General features: G+C 69.7%; 13 protein-coding genes and 2 pseudogenes. 6 read left to right on the forward strand and 9 right to left on the reverse strand.

Going from position 1 to position 16,385, the window contains the following annotated elements; all coding sequences use genetic code 11:
- Window positions 1–84: 84 nt before the first annotated feature.
- On the forward strand, window positions 85–1,788 hold the full coding sequence (locus Strain318_RS11550) for a cation:proton antiporter domain-containing protein (RefSeq protein WP_367887912.1): 1,704 nt from the start codon (window positions 85–87) through the stop codon (window positions 1,786–1,788).
- 7 nt (window positions 1,789–1,795) lie between these two features.
- Here Strain318_RS11550 and Strain318_RS11555 read toward each other — a convergent pair whose 3' ends face one another.
- Genes Strain318_RS11555 through Strain318_RS11570 form a run of 4 tightly spaced genes read right to left on the reverse strand, consistent with a single transcriptional unit; the run spans window position 1,796 to window position 5,043 of the window.
- Window positions 1,796–2,584 carry a SprT-like domain-containing protein gene (locus tag Strain318_RS11555; protein ID WP_367885851.1) on the reverse strand — a complete coding sequence of 263 codons (789 nt, stop codon included), beginning with the start codon at window positions 2,582–2,584 and terminating at the stop codon, window positions 1,796–1,798.
- Entirely contained in the window at window positions 2,581–3,399 is an 819-nt protein-coding gene (locus Strain318_RS11560; RefSeq protein WP_367885852.1) for a metallophosphoesterase family protein, read from the reverse strand. Before Strain318_RS11560 ends, Strain318_RS11555 begins: the two co-directional genes overlap by 4 nt.
- A gap of 7 nt (window positions 3,400–3,406) precedes the next feature.
- A complete protein-coding gene (locus Strain318_RS11565) occupies window positions 3,407–4,435 on the reverse strand; it encodes an isocitrate/isopropylmalate dehydrogenase family protein (RefSeq protein WP_367885853.1) in 1,029 nt (342 codons plus the stop codon).
- 17 nt (window positions 4,436–4,452) lie between these two features.
- Entirely contained in the window at window positions 4,453–5,043 is a 591-nt protein-coding gene (locus tag Strain318_RS11570) for a hypothetical protein (protein ID WP_367885854.1), read from the reverse strand.
- A gap of 181 nt (window positions 5,044–5,224) precedes the next feature.
- On the opposite strand from Strain318_RS11570, the gene Strain318_RS11575 reads away from it, so the two are divergent.
- From Strain318_RS11575 to Strain318_RS11595, 5 genes and pseudogenes are all read left to right on the forward strand, one after another.
- The gene (locus tag Strain318_RS11575; RefSeq protein WP_367885855.1) at window positions 5,225–7,297 is read left to right on the forward strand and encodes a carbon starvation CstA family protein; all 2,073 of its coding nucleotides are present in this window, start codon (window positions 5,225–5,227) and stop codon (window positions 7,295–7,297) included.
- Between the two features lie 181 nt (window positions 7,298–7,478).
- Window positions 7,479–8,645 carry a beta-propeller domain-containing protein gene (locus Strain318_RS11580; RefSeq protein ID WP_367885856.1) on the forward strand — a complete coding sequence of 389 codons (1,167 nt, stop codon included), beginning with the start codon at window positions 7,479–7,481 and terminating at the stop codon, window positions 8,643–8,645.
- A 12-nt stretch (window positions 8,646–8,657) separates the two neighbouring features.
- A pseudogene (locus tag Strain318_RS11585) lies at window positions 8,658–8,918 on the forward strand (DPP IV N-terminal domain-containing protein); the annotation flags it as partial.
- A 111-nt stretch (window positions 8,919–9,029) separates the two neighbouring features.
- Window positions 9,030–9,815, forward strand: coding sequence for an alpha/beta hydrolase family protein (locus Strain318_RS11590; RefSeq protein WP_367887913.1), 786 nt, complete (start codon window positions 9,030–9,032; stop codon window positions 9,813–9,815).
- Window positions 9,812–9,985, forward strand: a complete 174-nt coding sequence (locus Strain318_RS11595; protein WP_367885857.1) for a YbdD/YjiX family protein — start codon at window positions 9,812–9,814, stop codon at window positions 9,983–9,985. Before Strain318_RS11590 ends, Strain318_RS11595 begins: the two co-directional genes overlap by 4 nt.
- Here the strand turns inward: Strain318_RS11595 and Strain318_RS11600 are convergent.
- From Strain318_RS11600 to Strain318_RS11620, 5 genes and pseudogenes are all read right to left on the reverse strand, one after another.
- Window positions 9,982–11,199 (reverse strand): MFS transporter, encoded by a 1,218-nt coding sequence (locus tag Strain318_RS11600; RefSeq protein ID WP_367885858.1) that lies wholly within the window; start codon window positions 11,197–11,199, stop codon window positions 9,982–9,984. The genes Strain318_RS11595 and Strain318_RS11600 overlap by 4 nt on opposite strands.
- Window positions 11,196–12,407: a GHMP family kinase ATP-binding protein gene (locus Strain318_RS11605; protein WP_367885859.1), complete on the reverse strand. Its 1,212-nt coding sequence runs from the start codon at window positions 12,405–12,407 to the stop codon at window positions 11,196–11,198. Before Strain318_RS11605 ends, Strain318_RS11600 begins: the two co-directional genes overlap by 4 nt.
- Window positions 12,404–13,249, reverse strand: coding sequence for a sugar phosphate nucleotidyltransferase (locus Strain318_RS11610; RefSeq protein ID WP_367885860.1), 846 nt, complete (start codon window positions 13,247–13,249; stop codon window positions 12,404–12,406). Before Strain318_RS11610 ends, Strain318_RS11605 begins: the two co-directional genes overlap by 4 nt.
- A pseudogene (locus tag Strain318_RS11615) lies at window positions 13,249–15,021 on the reverse strand (sodium:solute symporter family protein). Before Strain318_RS11615 ends, Strain318_RS11610 begins: the two are co-directional and overlap by 1 nt.
- Window positions 15,009–16,373 (reverse strand): Gfo/Idh/MocA family protein, encoded by a 1,365-nt coding sequence (locus tag Strain318_RS11620; protein WP_367887914.1) that lies wholly within the window; start codon window positions 16,371–16,373, stop codon window positions 15,009–15,011. The pseudogene Strain318_RS11615 and the gene Strain318_RS11620 overlap by 13 nt, the downstream one beginning before the upstream one ends.
- Between the last annotated feature and the right edge of the window lie 12 nt (window positions 16,374–16,385).

A 16,385-nucleotide genomic window follows, 5' to 3' on the forward strand; every position in this document is an offset into this window, starting at 1 on the left:
TAGCGAAAGCGGGTGCCGCGCGTCCCAGCGGCGCGGTAGCTTGCCTGTACAGCGTCCGACACCTCGCCTCACGCCCGCGTGCCGATGCCCCATAGTGTCTCCCTGATCTCGACCATCGCCGGCGCCTTCGTGCTGGCCCTGATCCTCGGCTACATCGCCGTGCGCCTGCGCATGCCGGCCCTCGTCGGGTATCTGGTCGCGGGTGTCGTGATGGGCCCGTTCACCCCCGGATTCACGGGCGACCTGGAGCTGATCCAGCAGCTCGCCGAGATCGGCGTCATGCTCCTCATGTTCGGCGTGGGGATGCACCTCTCGCTCGAGGACCTGCTCTCGGTACGCCGCATCGCGGTGCCCGGCGCGGTCCTGCAGATCGCCGTCGCGACCGGGATGGGGTACGCGGTGGCGCACTACTGGTGGGGCTGGGACGTCGGCGCGGGTCTGGTGTTCGGCCTCTCGCTGTCCGTCGCGTCCACCGTCGTGCTGCTCCGTGCCCTCGAGGCCCGCGGCTCGCTCGAGACGCTCACGGGACGCATCGCCGTGGGCTGGCTGGTGGTCGAGGACATCGCGATGGTCGTGGCCCTCGTGCTGCTGCCGCCGCTCGCCGCCGCGCTCACCGGCGACGGCACGCTGCCCGGCGAATCGCTGGGCAAGCAACTCGCGCTGACGCTGGGCAGCGTGGTGCTGTTCGTCGTCCTCATGTTCGTGGTCGGCCGCCGGCTCTTCCCATGGATCCTGCTGCGCATCGCCGGCACGGGCTCGCGCGAACTCTTCACGCTCGCCGTCATGGCCGCCGGCGTCGGCATCGCCTACGCGGCCGGCGTGATCTTCGGCGTGAGTTACGCGCTCGGCGCCTTCTTCGCCGGCATGGTGATGCGCGAGTCCGAGTTCTCGCATCGCGCCGCCGACGAGTCGCTGCCCTTCCGCGATGCCTTCGCGGTGCTCTTCTTCGTCTCGGTCGGCATGCTCTTCAATCCGGCCCTGCTCTGGCAGGAGCCGCTGAAGATCCTGACGGTGCTGTTCATCATCATCATCGGCAAGTCGATCGCGGCGTTCGGGCTCGTGCTGATGTTCCGCTACCCGCTCAACACGGCCCTCACCGTCTCGGCGGCGCTGGCGCAGATCGGCGAGTTCTCGTTCATCCTCGCGGGCATGGGCGTGTCGCTCGGCCTCCTCTCGCTCGAGGGGCAGAACCTGATCCTCGCGGGGGCGGTCGTGTCGATCGCGCTCAACCCCGTGATCTTCTCGGCGATCGAACCGGCCCGGCAGTGGATCCTGAAGCGATCCCGCCTGGCGCGGCATTTTGCGCGTCCCAACGACCGGCTGGCCGAGTTGCCGCACTCCTACACGCCGGCCAAACTGACGAACCACCTGCTGATCGTCGGCTACGGCCGCGTCGGCCGCCGCATCGGCGAGGCGCTCACGGCGCAGGGCCTCACCTTCGTCGTCGCCGAGCAGAACCGCGAGATCGTCGCGCGCCTGCGCTCGGAGGGTATCGCCGCCGTCGCGGGCGATGCGACGGAGCCCGAGGTCCTCATCCAGGCGCACGTCGCCCGCGCGCGCGCCCTCGTGATCGCCACGCCCGACACCGTCGGCGTGAAGGCCATCATGGACATCGCGCACCGCCTGCGTCCCGAGCTACCGGTCATCGTGCGCACGCACGGCGACAAGGAAGCCGAGGAGCTGCGGCACGAGCCGCGCGTCGAGGTGTTCATGGGCGAAGAGGAGCTCGCCAAGGCCATGATCGCCGCGCTGCTGCGCGAGGTGCGGCCCTCGGCGCAGGCGTCGTAGCGCCAGCTTAGGCTGGCCGCTTCGCCCGCGGCACCGCCCCGACCTCGCGGCACTTCCGGCGGAAGTCGAGGCCGTGGTCGATCGGCAGCCCGTTCTCGTGCTGCCACTGGTGCACCATCTCGTGCAGCAGCGTCTCGACGGCGCTCGCGAAGCCGTCGCGCCGGATGTGCCGGGCGCTGATCGCGATCTCGGCGCCGCCGCCCTCAAGGCCCGGCGCGTAGTGCCCGAGCCGCCGCAGCATCCGCCGCGACACGCGGATCGGGATCTGCTTGAGCTGTGCCCCGAAGCGCTCGCCGTTCAGGCGCGTATGCCACTCGGCCAAGCGCTCGGCCAGCGGCTCGTCCTCGGGATGCGTGCGCTCCGGCGCGCGGGGCGGCTTCGTGTGCTTGGGCAACGGGTACGCGAGGATGGCCTGTCGCGCCGTATTCCGCTCCCAGGGCTTCTTGGCCATGACGAAGCGCACGATCTGCGCGTGCAGCTCGCGCGGCGCCGTGCAGAAACCCTCGTGCACGCGCAGCTCATAGCCCTTCAGCGACACCACCACGCTGCGATTGCGCGTCAACACCAGCGAGCGGATGTGCTGCAGTCCCATGCCGCGCAGGATGCCCAGCAGCACGTCCGCCGCGCGCGCGGCGTCCTCCGCGTCCTCTTCCTCCTGCTCGGCGATCGCCGCCGCATCGAGGTCTTCGTCGATCGGCGCCGGCTGTACCGCCAGCACGCTCTCGCGACTGCCCTCGATGGCGGGCTCCGGCGCGAAGAACAGGCCGAGCTGATCCTCCTGCGCGCGGCGCGTCATCGCGGGAACACCCGGTCGTTGCGCGGCGCAAAGTCCTTCGCGTCGGCGTCCCACACGCAGGCCCGCACGACGAATCGCGTCGGTTCGACCTCGATCTCCTGGAACGCCGCCGGCAGCCCGCCGCGCGTGCGCTCGCAGAAGCTCGTGCTGTGCGACACGACCATGCGCCGCCCCGTCAGTTCGATGGCCTCGATGCGCGTCTGGTGATCGTGCCCGTTCAGCACCAGGTCGGCGCCGGTCTGCAGCGCCTCGCCGATGCCGTCGGCCTTGTTCACGAGCCCCCAGCGCCGCGAGAGGTCCCCGCGCAGCAGGTTGTGGTGGAACACCAACACCTTGAGGTCACCGGCGGGCGCCGCGTCGAACGCGCGCTTGGCCTTGGCCCACTGCTCTGGGCGGATCGCGCCGACCACGGAGAGGTCGCGTGCCCGCGTCGTGATGGTGTACGTGCGCACGCCGTGGCAGGAGTTGAGCCCGACGATCGTCACGCCCGGCAGCTGCAGCGTCGGCTCCAGCTCGGCGTCGATCCACTTGCGGTATCCCGCAAGCAGCGGGGCCTCGACGCCGACACCGACCGGCTTCCACCACCACGCCACGTCGTGGTTGCCCGGCACGGTGAGGACAGGGGCGTGTGCACGCATGGCATCCAGCCACTGCTTCGCCGCGCGGAACTGCTCGCGGAAATTGCGCTGCGTCAGGTCTCCGGCCACGACGACGGCCGCATAGCGCCCCGCCGCGACGCGTCGGACCACCGCGTCCGTGTACTCGGCGACCGCATGGCGGCCGAAGTGCACATCGGAGACCTGCAGCAGCCGCATGCGAGCGTCAGCCCCGCGCGAGGCGGGCAATCACGGCATCGGTGTACTGCTCGGTGGTCGCCGAGCCACCGACGTCGCGCGTGACCGTCTTGCCCTCGCGCAGCACGGATTCGATGGCCGCGCGGATGCGATTCGCGCGTGCATCGTCACCGACGTGATCGAGCAGCTGGCAACCGGCGAGCATGACCGCCGTCGGATTCGCGATGCCCTGCCCCGCGATGTCCGGCGCGGTGCCATGCACGGCCTCGAAGATGCCGCAGTCGTAGCCGATGTTCGCGCCCGGGGTGAGGCCGAGGCCGCCGACGAGCCCGCTCGTGAGATCCGAGAGGATGTCCCCGAAGAGGTTCGTCGTGACGATCACGTCGTACTTGTCCGGGCGCATCACCAGCTCCATGGCGCAGGCGTCGACGATCTTGTCGTCGCTGGCCACGCGGCCCTCGTACTCCTTGGCCACCTGGCGCCCGACCTCGAGGAACAGGCCCTGCGAGTACTTGAGGATGTTCGCCTTGTGGACGATGGTGACCTTCTTGCGCCCGTGCTTGAGCGCGTACTCGAAGGCGTAGCGCACGATGCGCTCGGCGCCCACGCGCGAGATGATCGCCACCGACTGTGCCACCGCGTGCGGATCGCTGCCGATCTTCACGTAGTTCTCGACGCCCACGTAGAGGCCTTCCGTGTTCTCGCGCACGAGCACGACGTCGACGTTCTCGAAGCGGCTCTTCGGCAGGATGGTCTTGGCCGGCCGCAGGTTGGCGTAGAGGTCGAACTCCTTGCGCAGCGCGACGTTGATCGACCGGAAGCCCTTGCCGACCGGCGTCTCGAGCGGGCCCTTGAGGGCGAGCTTCGTGCGCTTGATGGACTCGAGCGTGGCCTCGGGAATCGGGTCGCCGTGTTCCTTCACGGCGGCCATGCCGGCGAGCTGGCGGTCCCAGGTGAACGACGCGCCCGCGGCCTCGAGGACCCGCACGGTGGCGTCGGTGATGGCGGGGCCGATGCCGTCCCCGGGGATGAGCGTGACGTCGAGCTTCTTGGACATGGTTCTCGGGGGGAGTGTTACGGGTCTACAACGAGATCGGCGAGCCGCGCGGCGAGCCCGGCGGCGGCTTCCTCGCGGCCCGCCGCGATGAGGTCGGCAGCCCAAACGACCGTGCGCGCACGGGTATCGGTGATGACGAGCCGCAGCACGGCCTCGTCGCCGTGCCCACGCAGCTCGACGGGAATGAGCGCAAATCGCGTGTCGCCCAGCGCCGTCACCGTGCGGAGGTTGTCCGCCACGAGAGCTGGCACCGCATCACCGACTTCCGGCAACGTACGGCGCCAGGCCCCGGCGCCGAGCGCGGTGGGATCGGCGCGGAGCGTCGGATTGCGACGGGCACTGCGCACGACGTCGCCGGCGAAGGCCCAGCGCGTGGCCATTCCGCGCGAACGGAACTCGCGGGCGATGGCGCTGTCGAGCTGCGCCCGCAGCTGCCCGCCGTCAGCGCTCAGGCTCCATCCCGTGCTGTCGGATCGCCAGAACTGCACCGGCGTGACCGCCATCCGCTCCGACGCGAACGCCGCCAAGGGACGGGCGCCGGGCGCGACCCCCTGCGCAGCCAGCAGAACCGGCGTCGCGAGCAGCGCGAGAGAGGCGAGGAAACGCATCCATGCAATCTAATCGCGTACCCCGGATGCTCCCACCCGCTGGGCCGCACGAGGCCGTCGCGGCGCGATCGCGCGACGCCCTTCCGCCAGACCGAGGGAATCGCGTAGGATTGGCCAGCGACAGACAGGCGCCGTGCCCCACGCGGCCGCCATTCGGGACCTCCCCCTCTTCCCCTCCCCGATGCCCCGCTGGCTCTCCGCCCTCGTCTGGGCCGCCGTCTCGATCGTCGGCGCTTCCGCGTTCGCCTACCTCGGCCTTCGCCGCGGCGAGACCATCTCCGCCGCCTGGCTAATCACGGCCGCCGTCTGCACGTACGCCGTCGGATATCGCTTCTACTCGAAGATCATTGCCGCCAAGATCTTCGCGCTCGATGCCACGCGCGCGACGCCCGCCGAGCGCCTGGCCGACGGCCGCGACTACGTGCCGACGAACAAGTGGGTGGTGTTCGGCCACCACTTCGCGGCCATCGCGGGCCCCGGCCCGCTCGTCGGACCGACGCTGGCCGCGCAGTTCGGCTTCCTGCCCGGCGCGCTGTGGATCATCGTCGGCGTGGCGATCGGCGGCGCGGTGCAGGACTTCGTCATCCTCTGCGCCTCGGTGCGTCGCGACGGCAAGTCGCTCGGTCAGATGGCCAAGGAAGAGATCGGCCCCATCGCCGGCTACACCGCACTGGTCGCGGTGATGGGCATCATGATCATCCTGATCTCGGTGCTCGCGCTCGTGGTCGTGAACGCGCTGCGCGACTCCGCGTGGGCGACCGTGACCGTCGGACTCACGATCCCCATCGCGATGCTGATGGGCGTGTACATGCGCTACCTGCGGCCGGGCGCGGTGCTCGAGACGTCGCTCATCGGCCTCGTGCTGCTCGCCGTCTCGCTGTATGTGGGTCGCTGGGCCGCGGAGCACGCGGTGCTCGGGCCGATGTTCACCCTGAGCGGCCCGACGCTGGCGTGGGCGGTGATGATCTACGGCTTCGCGGCGTCCGTGATGCCTGTGTGGCTGCTGCTCGCCCCGCGCGACTACCTGAGTGCCTTCGTGAAGATCGGTGTCGTGCTGGCCCTCGCGATCGGCATCCTGCTGGTGCTGCCGCCGCTGCAGATGCCCGCCGTGACGCAGTTCGTGGATGGCACGGGTCCGGTGTTCGCGGGCAAGCTGTTCCCGTTCGTGTTCATCACGATCGCCTGCGGCTCCATCTCGGGATTCCACGCCCTGATCGCGAGCGGCACGACGCCGAAGCTGCTCGATAACGAGGCCGACGCGCGCATGGTCGGCTACGGCGCCATGCTTACCGAGTCCCTGGTCGCGGTGATGGCCCTCATCGCCGCCTGCGTGCTGACGCCGGGCATCTACTTCGCCATCAACGCACCGGCGGGCATCCTCGGGACCACGGCAGAGAGCGCGGCGGAGGTGATCCGCACCTGGGGCTTCACGCTCAACCCGGCGGATCTCACGGCACTGGCCGCACAGGTCGAGGAGAGCTCGCTGCTCTCGCGCACCGGCGGCGCGCCGTCGCTGGCCGTCGGCATGGCCAACATCTTCGCCTCGGTGCTCGGCGGCGAGGGCGCGATGGGCCTGTGGTACCACTTCGCCCTCATGTTCGAGGCGCTGTTCATCCTCACTACGGTCGACGCCGGCACCCGCGTCGGACGCTTCATGCTGCAGGACCTCGGCAAGCATGTGTGGGCGCCCTTCGGCAGGGTGAGCTGGTATCCGGCGGTGGTCGCCGCATCGTTCATCGTCTGCGCGATGTGGGGGTGGTTCCTCTATCAGGGCGTGACTGACCCGCTGGGCGGCATCAACTCGCTGTGGCCGCTGTTCGGCATCTCCAACCAGTTGCTCGCCACGGTGGCGCTGTGCGTCGGCACGACCATCATCATCAAGATGGGTAAGGCGAAGTACGCCTTCGTCACGGTGATCCCGATGGTGTGGCTGGTGATCGTGACGTCGACGGCCAGCCTTGCGAAGATCTTCGACCCGAATCCGCGCATCGGCTTCCTGAGCCACGCGCAGTGGGTGCGTGACAAGCTCGCGGCCGGCGAGCCGATTCCCGGCGTGAGCGATGCCGCGGGCGCCGCGCGCCTCATCCTCAACGACCAAGTGAACACGGCGGTCGCCGCGTTCTTCCTGATCGCGACGTTCATCATCCTCGTCGACTCGGCGCGCACGTGGTACGGCGTGCTCAGCGGGCGTCAGGCGGCCGTGTCGACGGAAACGCCGTACGAGCGCTCAGCGCGGGCTGTGGCGCGTGCGTAAGGCTTTCAAGAACTTGCCACAGAGACGCAGAGACACGGAGCCTTGCGCAACGCGCCTCGGAGTTCGACGCGGAAGCGTTCCACGAGTCCGGTCTCGCTGAACGCAGTGCGCGGCACGCAGCCCTCCGTGCCTCTGTGTCTCTGTGGCAAAGTCGTTCCCATCCCAGAACCCGATGCCTGACATGCGTCGTCTCCTCGCCCTCGCCCTGATTGCCGCCGCGCCGTTGGCTGCGCAGCAGCAATCCACGTTCGACCTCTCGGTGCGCAACATCATGCGCGGGCCGGAGCTCTATGGCCGCGAGCCTGCACAGGTGCGCTGGACCGCCGATGGCCAGTGGGTCTACTTCCGCTGGCTGCCGCCGGGCAGCGCCTGGGACGCGCAACTCAAGCCGTACCGCATCGCGCCGCGTGCCGGTGCGCAGCCGGAACTGGTCAGCGACGCGCACATGGACTCCGTCGCGCCCTGGCTCGCGAGCGGCCCGCGCTCGCGCGACGGCCGCCTGCGCGTCGTCGCCGCCAACGGCGACATCTGGCTGCAGCAGCGCGATGCCCAGCAGCGCATCACTCTGCGTCGCGTGACGCAGACGGCCGCCAGCGAGAACGCCCCACGCATCGCGCCGGATGGTCGAACGCTGTACTTCGTGCGCGACAACAACGCCTTCGCGTTCGACCTCGCATCGGGCCTCACGCGCCAGCTCACGGACATCCGCTCTGGCACCGCACCGCGTGACCCCGAAGCCCCGAAGGGGCAGCGGGCCGCGGTCGCCGAGCAACAGAAGCTGCTGCTCGAGTACGTGCGCGAACAGCTCCGCGCCGATTCCATCCGGCGCGCCGAGCGTCGTGAGGCGGAAGCCCGTGCGCTGCCCGTGGTCTGGATTCCGCAGGCTGAGCGCGTGACCGGGCTGTCGGTCTCGCCGGACGGCCAGAGCGCGCTCATCTCGACGTTCCTGCCGGCACAGGGCACCAAGGGCTCCGACGTCCCGGACTACATCACCACGGATGGCTATCCGCGCATGATCCCCGGCCGCACCAAGGTCGGCGATGCGCAGGGCACGGCGAAGGTGGGCCATCTCGACTTCGCGTCGGGCAAGGTGACCTGGCTCAAGCTCTCGCCGGACTCCACGAGCGCCGCGGGAGGCGCGCAAGTTGGGGACTGGAGCGCCGACGGTCGCTTCGCCATCGTCTCCGTGACGAGCGCGGACTTCAAGCATCGCTGGATCTGGAGCGTCGCCTCCGCGGCCGGGGCCACCGTGCTCGTGGACGCGCTCCGCGACGAGGCGTGGGTGAACGGTCCGTGCTTCAACTGCACCGGCTTCACGCCCGATGGCCGCATCTGGTTCGTCTCTTAGCGCACGGGGTTCTCGCACCTCTACACCGTGCGCCCCGACGGGTCCGACAAGCTCGCCATCACCAGCGGCCGCTGGGAAGTGCTCGAGGTGGCCATCAGCGAGGACGGGCGCAGCTTCGAGCTGAGCACATCGGAACCCTCGCCGTTCACGCGCCAGGCCTATCGTGTCCCGCTCACCGGCGGACCGCGCAGCCGCATCACCGCGGGCGATGGCGGCCACAGCGTGACGTTCGCGCCCGACGGACAGCGCTATGTGTCCGTGTACTCCGAGGCCAACACGCCGCCCGAGCTCTACCTGGGTCGCGTCGGCCAAGCGGCGACGACACGCCTCACGACGTCGACCACCGAAGAGTTCCGCCGCCATGCGTGGATCAAGCCGGCCATCGTGATGATCCCCGGTGAGGATGGCACGCCCGTCCCGGCGCGCATCTACCGCCCGCAGGATGTCGGCGCGCAGCCGAACGGCGCCGGCGTCATCTTCGTGCACGGCGCGGGCTACCTGCACAACGTCCACAATTGGTGGAGCACGTACTCGCGCGAGTACATGTTCCACCACCTGCTCGCCGCGAAGGGTTACACGGTGCTCGACATCGACTACCGGGGCTCGGCGGGCTACGGTCGCGACTGGCGTACGGCGATCTACCGGCACATGGGCGGCTGGGACCTCAACGACCACGTGAGCGGCTCGATGTACCTCAGCGCCAACTTCGGCATCAACCCCGAGCGCATCGGCATCTACGGCGGCTCCTACGGCGGCTTCATCACGCTGATGGCTCTGTTCAACAAGGCCGAGTACTTCGGCGCCGGCGCCGCGCTGCGCTCCGTCACCGACTGGGCGCACTACAACCACGGCTACACCGGACGCATCCTGAACCTGCCGCAGGACGATACGCTCTCGTACCGTCGGTCGTCGCCGATCTTCTTCGCCGAGGGCCTGAACGATCCGCTGCTCATCGCCCACGGCATGATCGACACGAACGTGCAGTTCCAGGACGTCGTGCAACTCGCCCAGCGGCTTATCGAGCTCGGCAAGGAAGGCTGGGAGATGGCCGTGTATCCGGTCGAAGACCACGGATTCGTCCGGCCCAGCTCGTGGACGGACGAGTACCGCCGCATCCTCGAACTCTTCGACCGCACGATCGGCCCCAACGGGAGCAAGGCGCGGCCGTGATCGCACGCCTCGCGGCCATCCTGCGGCGCATCATCGGGGCGCCGGACTACGCGGCCTACGTCGCGCATGTCCGCGCGCACCATCCGGAGCGCGAACCGCTCGGCGAGCGCGAGTTCCTCGCCGAGCGGCTGAACGCCCGCTACGAGAAGCCCGGCGCGCGCTGCTGCTAGGCGCGTTGCCGGGGCACCACGACGGCGAAGAGCAGGCTCGAGAGCGCAGCGATGCCGGCGGCCATCACGAACGCCGACTCGGCACCGTACGCATCCCAGACGATGCCGAAGATGATGCTGGCCGGCAGCGCGGCGATGCCCACGGCTGCATTGAACCATCCGAATGCCGCACCGCGCCGCGCAGGGGGCGCGAGATCCGCCACCAGCGCCTTCTCCGTGCCTTCGCTCAAGCCGAAGTACAGACCGTACACCACGAACAGCGCCCAGGCGTGCCACTGCACCGAGGCGACCGCGAAGCCGAGGTACACGAACGCGTAGATGCCCCAGCCGCTCAGGATGAGCGGACGTCGGCCGAATCGGTCGGACAGGGCGCCGCCGACGAACGAGCTCGAGGACTTCACCACGTGCAGCGCCGCCCAGAGAATGGGGATCATCGCCTGCGGCACGCCGAGCTGCGAGGCACGAAGCAGCAAGAAAGCATCCGTGGAGAGGCTCAGCGTGAACAGGAAGATCACGGCCAGCATCTTCCAGAACGCGGCGCCCAGCGGTTCGTCGCTTTCGCGGTGCAAGGCCGGCACCGGCGGGCCATTCACGTCCGTCCCTTGTTTCACGCTCGCGGCCGCCACCACGCGCGGCGTCGTCAGGCTTCGCGGCGCCTCTCGCACGAAGAGCACGAGGAATAGCACCGACAGCAATCCGGGCACCGCCGTCCAGAAGAAGAGCGTGCGCAAGTCCGCCCACTGGTACGTTAGCGCCGCCCACGCGATCAACGGGCCGAACACCGCGCCGAGGTTGTCCGACCCGCGGTGCACCCCGTAGGCGTATCCGCGCTGCCCGACCGCCACCGAGTCCGCGATCAGCGCATCCCGCGGCGCCGTGCGGATGCCCTTGCCGAACCGATCGCTCATGCGAATCGCCAAGACTTGGCCCGCGCCTTGGGCGAAGCCGATGAGCGGACGGGAGAGTGCCGCGATCGTGTAGCCGATGACCACCAGCGGCTTCCGCCGCCGCGTCCGGTCACTCCACCATCCCGCCGGGAGCCGCAGCAACGACGACACGCTCTCGGCGAACCCTTCGATCACGCCAAGTCCTGCGGCGCTGACGCCCAGCGTCGTCGTGAGGAACACCGGCAGCAGCGGATACACTAACTCGCTGGCTACATCGGTGAGGAAGCTCACCGCAGCCAGGATCTTGACGTTGCGGGGGAGCTTCACGTCAGCCATCGGACGCCCGCCGACGGCTGCAGCCGCAACCATTCGCTCTTCGCCGCGCGCGCCGGATGGCTGCTCGCGTACAGCGCGCGCCAGCGGTCCCGCACCGCATCGGCGTCGGCGGCGTCGCAGATGGCCCACACTGCCCCGCCGAATCCTGCGCCGAAGGCGGACGCCGCATGCGCGCCGGCGCTGAGCGCGGCCCGCGCGAGGAACATGGTCTCGGAAATCTGATTGCGGAGCGCCAGCTCCGCCCCCTGCTGTGACTCCACGGCCCAGCGCCGCAACGCGCTCGCATCGCCGTTCCGCATGGCCGCGAGCGCTCCGGGCACGACGACGTCCACCTCGCGCTGGAACTGCGTGAGTCTCACCGAAAGCAGCGGCGCATCGCTCGAGGCCTGCACGAGGCGATCCAGCCGCGCCCGCGCATCGGGGGCTGACGACAGCGCGGCGGCCAGCGACCGGTCGTGGCGGCGCTCTACGGCATTCCAGCGTGTCAGGAGGCCATGCACGAGATCCGCCGCGCGGTTGTAGTCCGCCTGCGCCGCACCCGTCTTGGTCGCGCGCACCCCGCTGGTCGCGACGAGCAACGCCCAGTGCCTGGGGAACGCCGCGTCGCCCACGGCCCGCGCCGGCAGGTAGCCGTACACGCCGACGCGGCCGTCCGCGTTGCAGAGGATCGCCACGTGGTCCTGCGCGCCGCCTCGCGTGCCGACGCCGCGTTCACCGCTCCACGGACCGAACGCCCCGCCGGTCTCCACCGCACCGCAATACTCCGCCAGCGCCAGCGGCTCGCCGAGATACCGCGTCCAGTCCGGTCGCGAGGTGAGCTCGTTCGCCTCGGCCACGGCGAGCGTCAGCATCGTCACGAAGGCGGACGAGCTCGAAAGCCCCGCCGAGCGCGGTAGCGTGCTCTCGGAGACCACGCGCACGCCGTGCCGCAGCGGCCCGAAGTCCCGCGCCAGCCGTCGGGCGACGGCGGCGATGTACGTGCCGCCGTGCGCGCCGCCGGGGCGGGCGTCGCGGCGCAGCGGCACGCGCGCGCGACGGCCCGTACGCCGGTCCTCGAGGTCGATCACCGCCACGTCGATCCGCTCGACGTCGGCGGTGATGCCTTCCTCGATGGCACAGGTCATCGAGATCCCGCCGCCGTAGTCCACGTGCTTGCCGAAGAGCTCGATGCGGCCCGGCACGAAGAGCTGCCGATTCACGGCTTCGGCACGCGGCCGGCCAACCGCGCCTCAAGCGTCGCGATGTCCCGACGATGCGTGAGGTCGAACACCGCCTCGGCGCGGCGATGCACGGCGAAGCGCTCGCCGCGCCGCATCGCCTCGCGCACGGCGTCGGCCAGCTCCAGCTCACCGCGCGGCGACGGTGATATCGCCGTGCAGGCGTCGAAGATCGTGTCGCGGAAACGCCAGAGGTTCATCGAGACCCAGCGTGGCGTGGCCTTGAGCAGCGGGTGACCCTGCTCGGGCTTCTCGACGATGTCACGTAGCATGTCGTCGTCGCCGATGTCGAGGAGCGCGAATCGCGACACGCGCTCCGCCTCGATGCCGCTGTCACGCACGAGAGCGTCCGCGTCGTACGCGATCACTCCGGGGCCGCGCGCGTCCACCAACGCCTCGATCGCTGGCGCTGCATACAGGTTGTCCGCGTTGCACATGAGGAAGTGCCGACGGCCGCCGGTATCCGAGGGCGCACCAAGCGCGGCGCAGACGGCCTCACGCGCCGAGAGCAGGGCCTGTGCGGTGCCGCGCGGCTCCTCTTGCACCGCGAAGCGCACCCGGAGGCGCGCTGGCGGGTGTTCGACATCGTACCGCGTGCGCAGCGGGGAGTCTCCCGGCGGGACCACGAGCACGACATCGCGCACGCCGCCCTCTGCCAGCTCGTGCAGCACGAAGTCGAGGAGCGGGCGACCGGCCAATGGCACGAGCCCCTTGGTGCCAGCCGAGGCCGCGGCGGCCTGCCCGGCATCGAGCGCGGTGCCGTCATCGGCACGCAGGCGCGTGCCGAGCCCACGGGCCAGGATGACGGCGAGTGTGGCACGCATCAGGCGGTCGCTCGGAATCCCTGCACGATGCGCCACGCGCCTGCGCCGCTCACCACGAACACCACTGCCCAGACCATCGCCAACGCGGAGTTCGCCATCAGCCATGCACCCACGCCAAACAACGCCGCGTACACGAAGAGCACGCCGCACACCCAGCCCAAGAGCGCCTGCGCGAACGAGTCGGGCGAGGCGGTGAGTCCCGCGGCCGCGCGCACCTGCGTCCAGCCAGGACCCGCAGGGCGCACCAGCTGATAGAAGCGCTGCAGCACCGCCGCGTCCGTGCGCGGCCCGAGGAACGCGGCCAACAGCCAGATGACGGTCGTCGCGCCCACCGTCACGAGCAGCGCGTGATGCGCCGCGACCTCGACGCCCGCGCGGCGCGCCAGTTCGAAGCCCAGCGCGATCGCGAACGACCCGAGCATGGCCGCGATCTCTGCGGCGGCGTTCACGCGCCACCAATACCAGCGGAGCAAGTAGAGCAACCCGGTGCCAGCGCCGATCGAGAGCAGCAACGTGAATCCGGCGCGCGCGGTCTCCAGGTAGAACGTCAGCGCCGCCGCGACCACCATCAGGCCGGCGGTGACGAGCCGGCCGACGAGCACGTAGTGCGCCTCGCTGGCCTCGGGCTTCACGAAGCGCCGGTAGAGATCGTGCACGAGGTAGCTCGTGCCCCAGTTGAGATGCGTGACGATGGTGCTCACGTACGCCGAGAGCAGGCCCGCCACCATGAGCCCCAGCCAGCCGACCGGCAGGAACGTGAGCATGGCCGGGTACGCGATGTCGTTGCCGATCAGGGTGCGCGGCACGTCGGGGAAGGCGCGCGCGATGTCGTCCAGCGACGGGAACACGAGCATCGAACTCAGCGCGACGATGATCCACGGCCAGGTGCGCAGGCCGTAGTGCGCGACGTTGAAGAACAGCGTGCCGAACAGCGCGTCCTGTTCGCTCTTCGAGGCGAGCATGCGCTGCGCGATGTAGCTGCCGCCGCCGGGCTACGCACCCGGATACCACACCGACCACCACTGCACCGTCAACGGCAGCACGAACACCGTGAGCGCCACCGTCCAGTCGGAAAAGTCCGGCAGGAAAGTGTAGGCCTGCGCCGGCAGCTGGCTGAACAGGCCCATGAGCCCGCCGACTTCCGGCCGCTGCAGCGCGAAGTACGCCGCGGCGAACGACCCGGCCATCGCGATGCCGAACTGGATGAAGTCCGCGACGAGCACGCCCCAGAGCCCGCTCACCACGGCGAACAGCACGTTGAGCACCGCGCACACGGCCAGCGTCTGCCACATCGGCCAGCCCAGCAGGATGCTCGCGATCTTCGCCGCGGCGAGGTTCACCGTCGCCATGATGACGACGTTGAACACGAGGCCGAGGTACACGGCGCGGAAGCCGCGCACGAGACTCGCGGCACGGCCCGAATACCGGATCTCATAGAACTCGAGATCGGTCAGCACGCCCGAGCGCCGCCACATCCGCGCGTAGAAGAACACCGTCGCCATGCCGGTGAGCAGGAAGGCCCACCACACCCAGTTGCCGGCCACGCCGCCGCCGCGCACGAGGTCGGTGACGAGGTTCGGCGTGTCGGTGGAGAACGTGGTCGCGACCATCGACACGCCGATCAGCCACCATGGTGCGGCGCGACCGCTCGTGAAGAACTCCGTGGTGTTGCTGCCGGCGCGGCGTGCGAGCAGCAACGCGGGCACGAAGGCGACGGTGAGTGACAGGACGACGATCGTCCAATCCAGTGCGGTGAGTCTCACTTGGCCCATTCCCCGCGCGTGAAGTCCGGGAACTTCATCGGCTGCGAGCCCTGCGCCACGCTCATCTGCGAGAGGGCGAGCGGCGCGCTCCACGCAGCGGCGTCATAGACGTCGAAGTCCGGCGGCAGCCCTTCGCGGATGCACTGCACCAGGCGCCACATCATCACGAAGTCCATGCCGCCGTGGCCGCCCTTGTTGCGCGCCAGCTCACCGATGCGGGTCCACAGCGGGTGCTCGTGCGTGGCCTTGTACTCGTCGATCGCCGCCCAGCGATGCCCCGCCCCGCGCCCCTCGACATAGATGCGCGCCGGGTAGTCCTCGAAGGTTCCCTTGGTGCCGCTCACGTGATTGAGCCGCGAGTACGGCCGCGGGCTCGAGACATCGTGCTGCAGCAGGATGGTGCGCCCGCGCTTGGTCCGGATCAGCGAGGTGTTGAGGTCACCGGTGACGTAGCGCTCGCGCCACTTCGGATCGCTGCGGTCGCTGACCGTCGCCTCGCGATGCAGCGTCAGCCCGCGCTCCTCCGTACTCATCGAGACCATGTAGTCGAAGGCATCACCTTTATGGATGTCCATGTACCAGGCCACCGGCCCCAACCCGTGCGTGGGGTAGAGATTGCCGTCGATCTTCGTGTGCCAATCGCGGCGCCACAGGCCCTCGTCGCGATTCTCGAAGAGGATCGTGCGCAGGTCGTGGATGTAGGCCGCGGCCCCGTGCTGGATCTCGCCGAGCACGCCATCGTGCACGAGGCGGTTCACCAGCATCTCGTTGTAGCCGTAGTTGCAGTTCTCGAGCTGCAGGCAGTGCCGGCGCGAGCGTTCGCTCTCGTCCACCAGCGACCACAGATCCTGCAGCGTGATGCCCGTGTTGCACTCGGTGCCACCGTGCTTGCCCGCGCGCATGGCCGCGAGCATCACCGGCGTGTGCCATTCCCACGGCGTCGCGGTATAGACGAAGTCGATGTCGTCGCGCTGCACCAGGCGTTCGTAGTCGCGCGGGCCGTTGGTGTACACCGCCGGCTCGGCGCGCCCGGCATCGGTACACATCTTCACGGCGCGGGCGGCCTTCTCCGGCGCGATGTCCGCGACCGCGACGATCTGCACGCCGTCGATGGCGAGCAACTCCGAGAGAATCGACCGTCCGCGCAATCCCGTGCCGACGATCGCGAAGCGCACCGTATCGCGGCGCTCGAACGGTACGCCCTTCATCGTCGAGGCGCCGGCGGGCCGCGGGGGCGCCGCCTGCGGGGCGCGGATCGCGTCGATCGACTCGGCGATGCCCGGGAGCGGGGTGAGGGCGGAAGCAGCGGCCAGTCCTGCGCCTGCCGCCAGCGCCTGCTTGAGCAGGTCGCGGCGATCCATCGCGTCGGTCAC

It is taken from the genome of Pseudogemmatithrix spongiicola (assembly GCF_030623445.1).
GTDB lineage: Bacteria > Gemmatimonadota > Gemmatimonadetes > Gemmatimonadales > Gemmatimonadaceae > Pseudogemmatithrix > Pseudogemmatithrix spongiicola.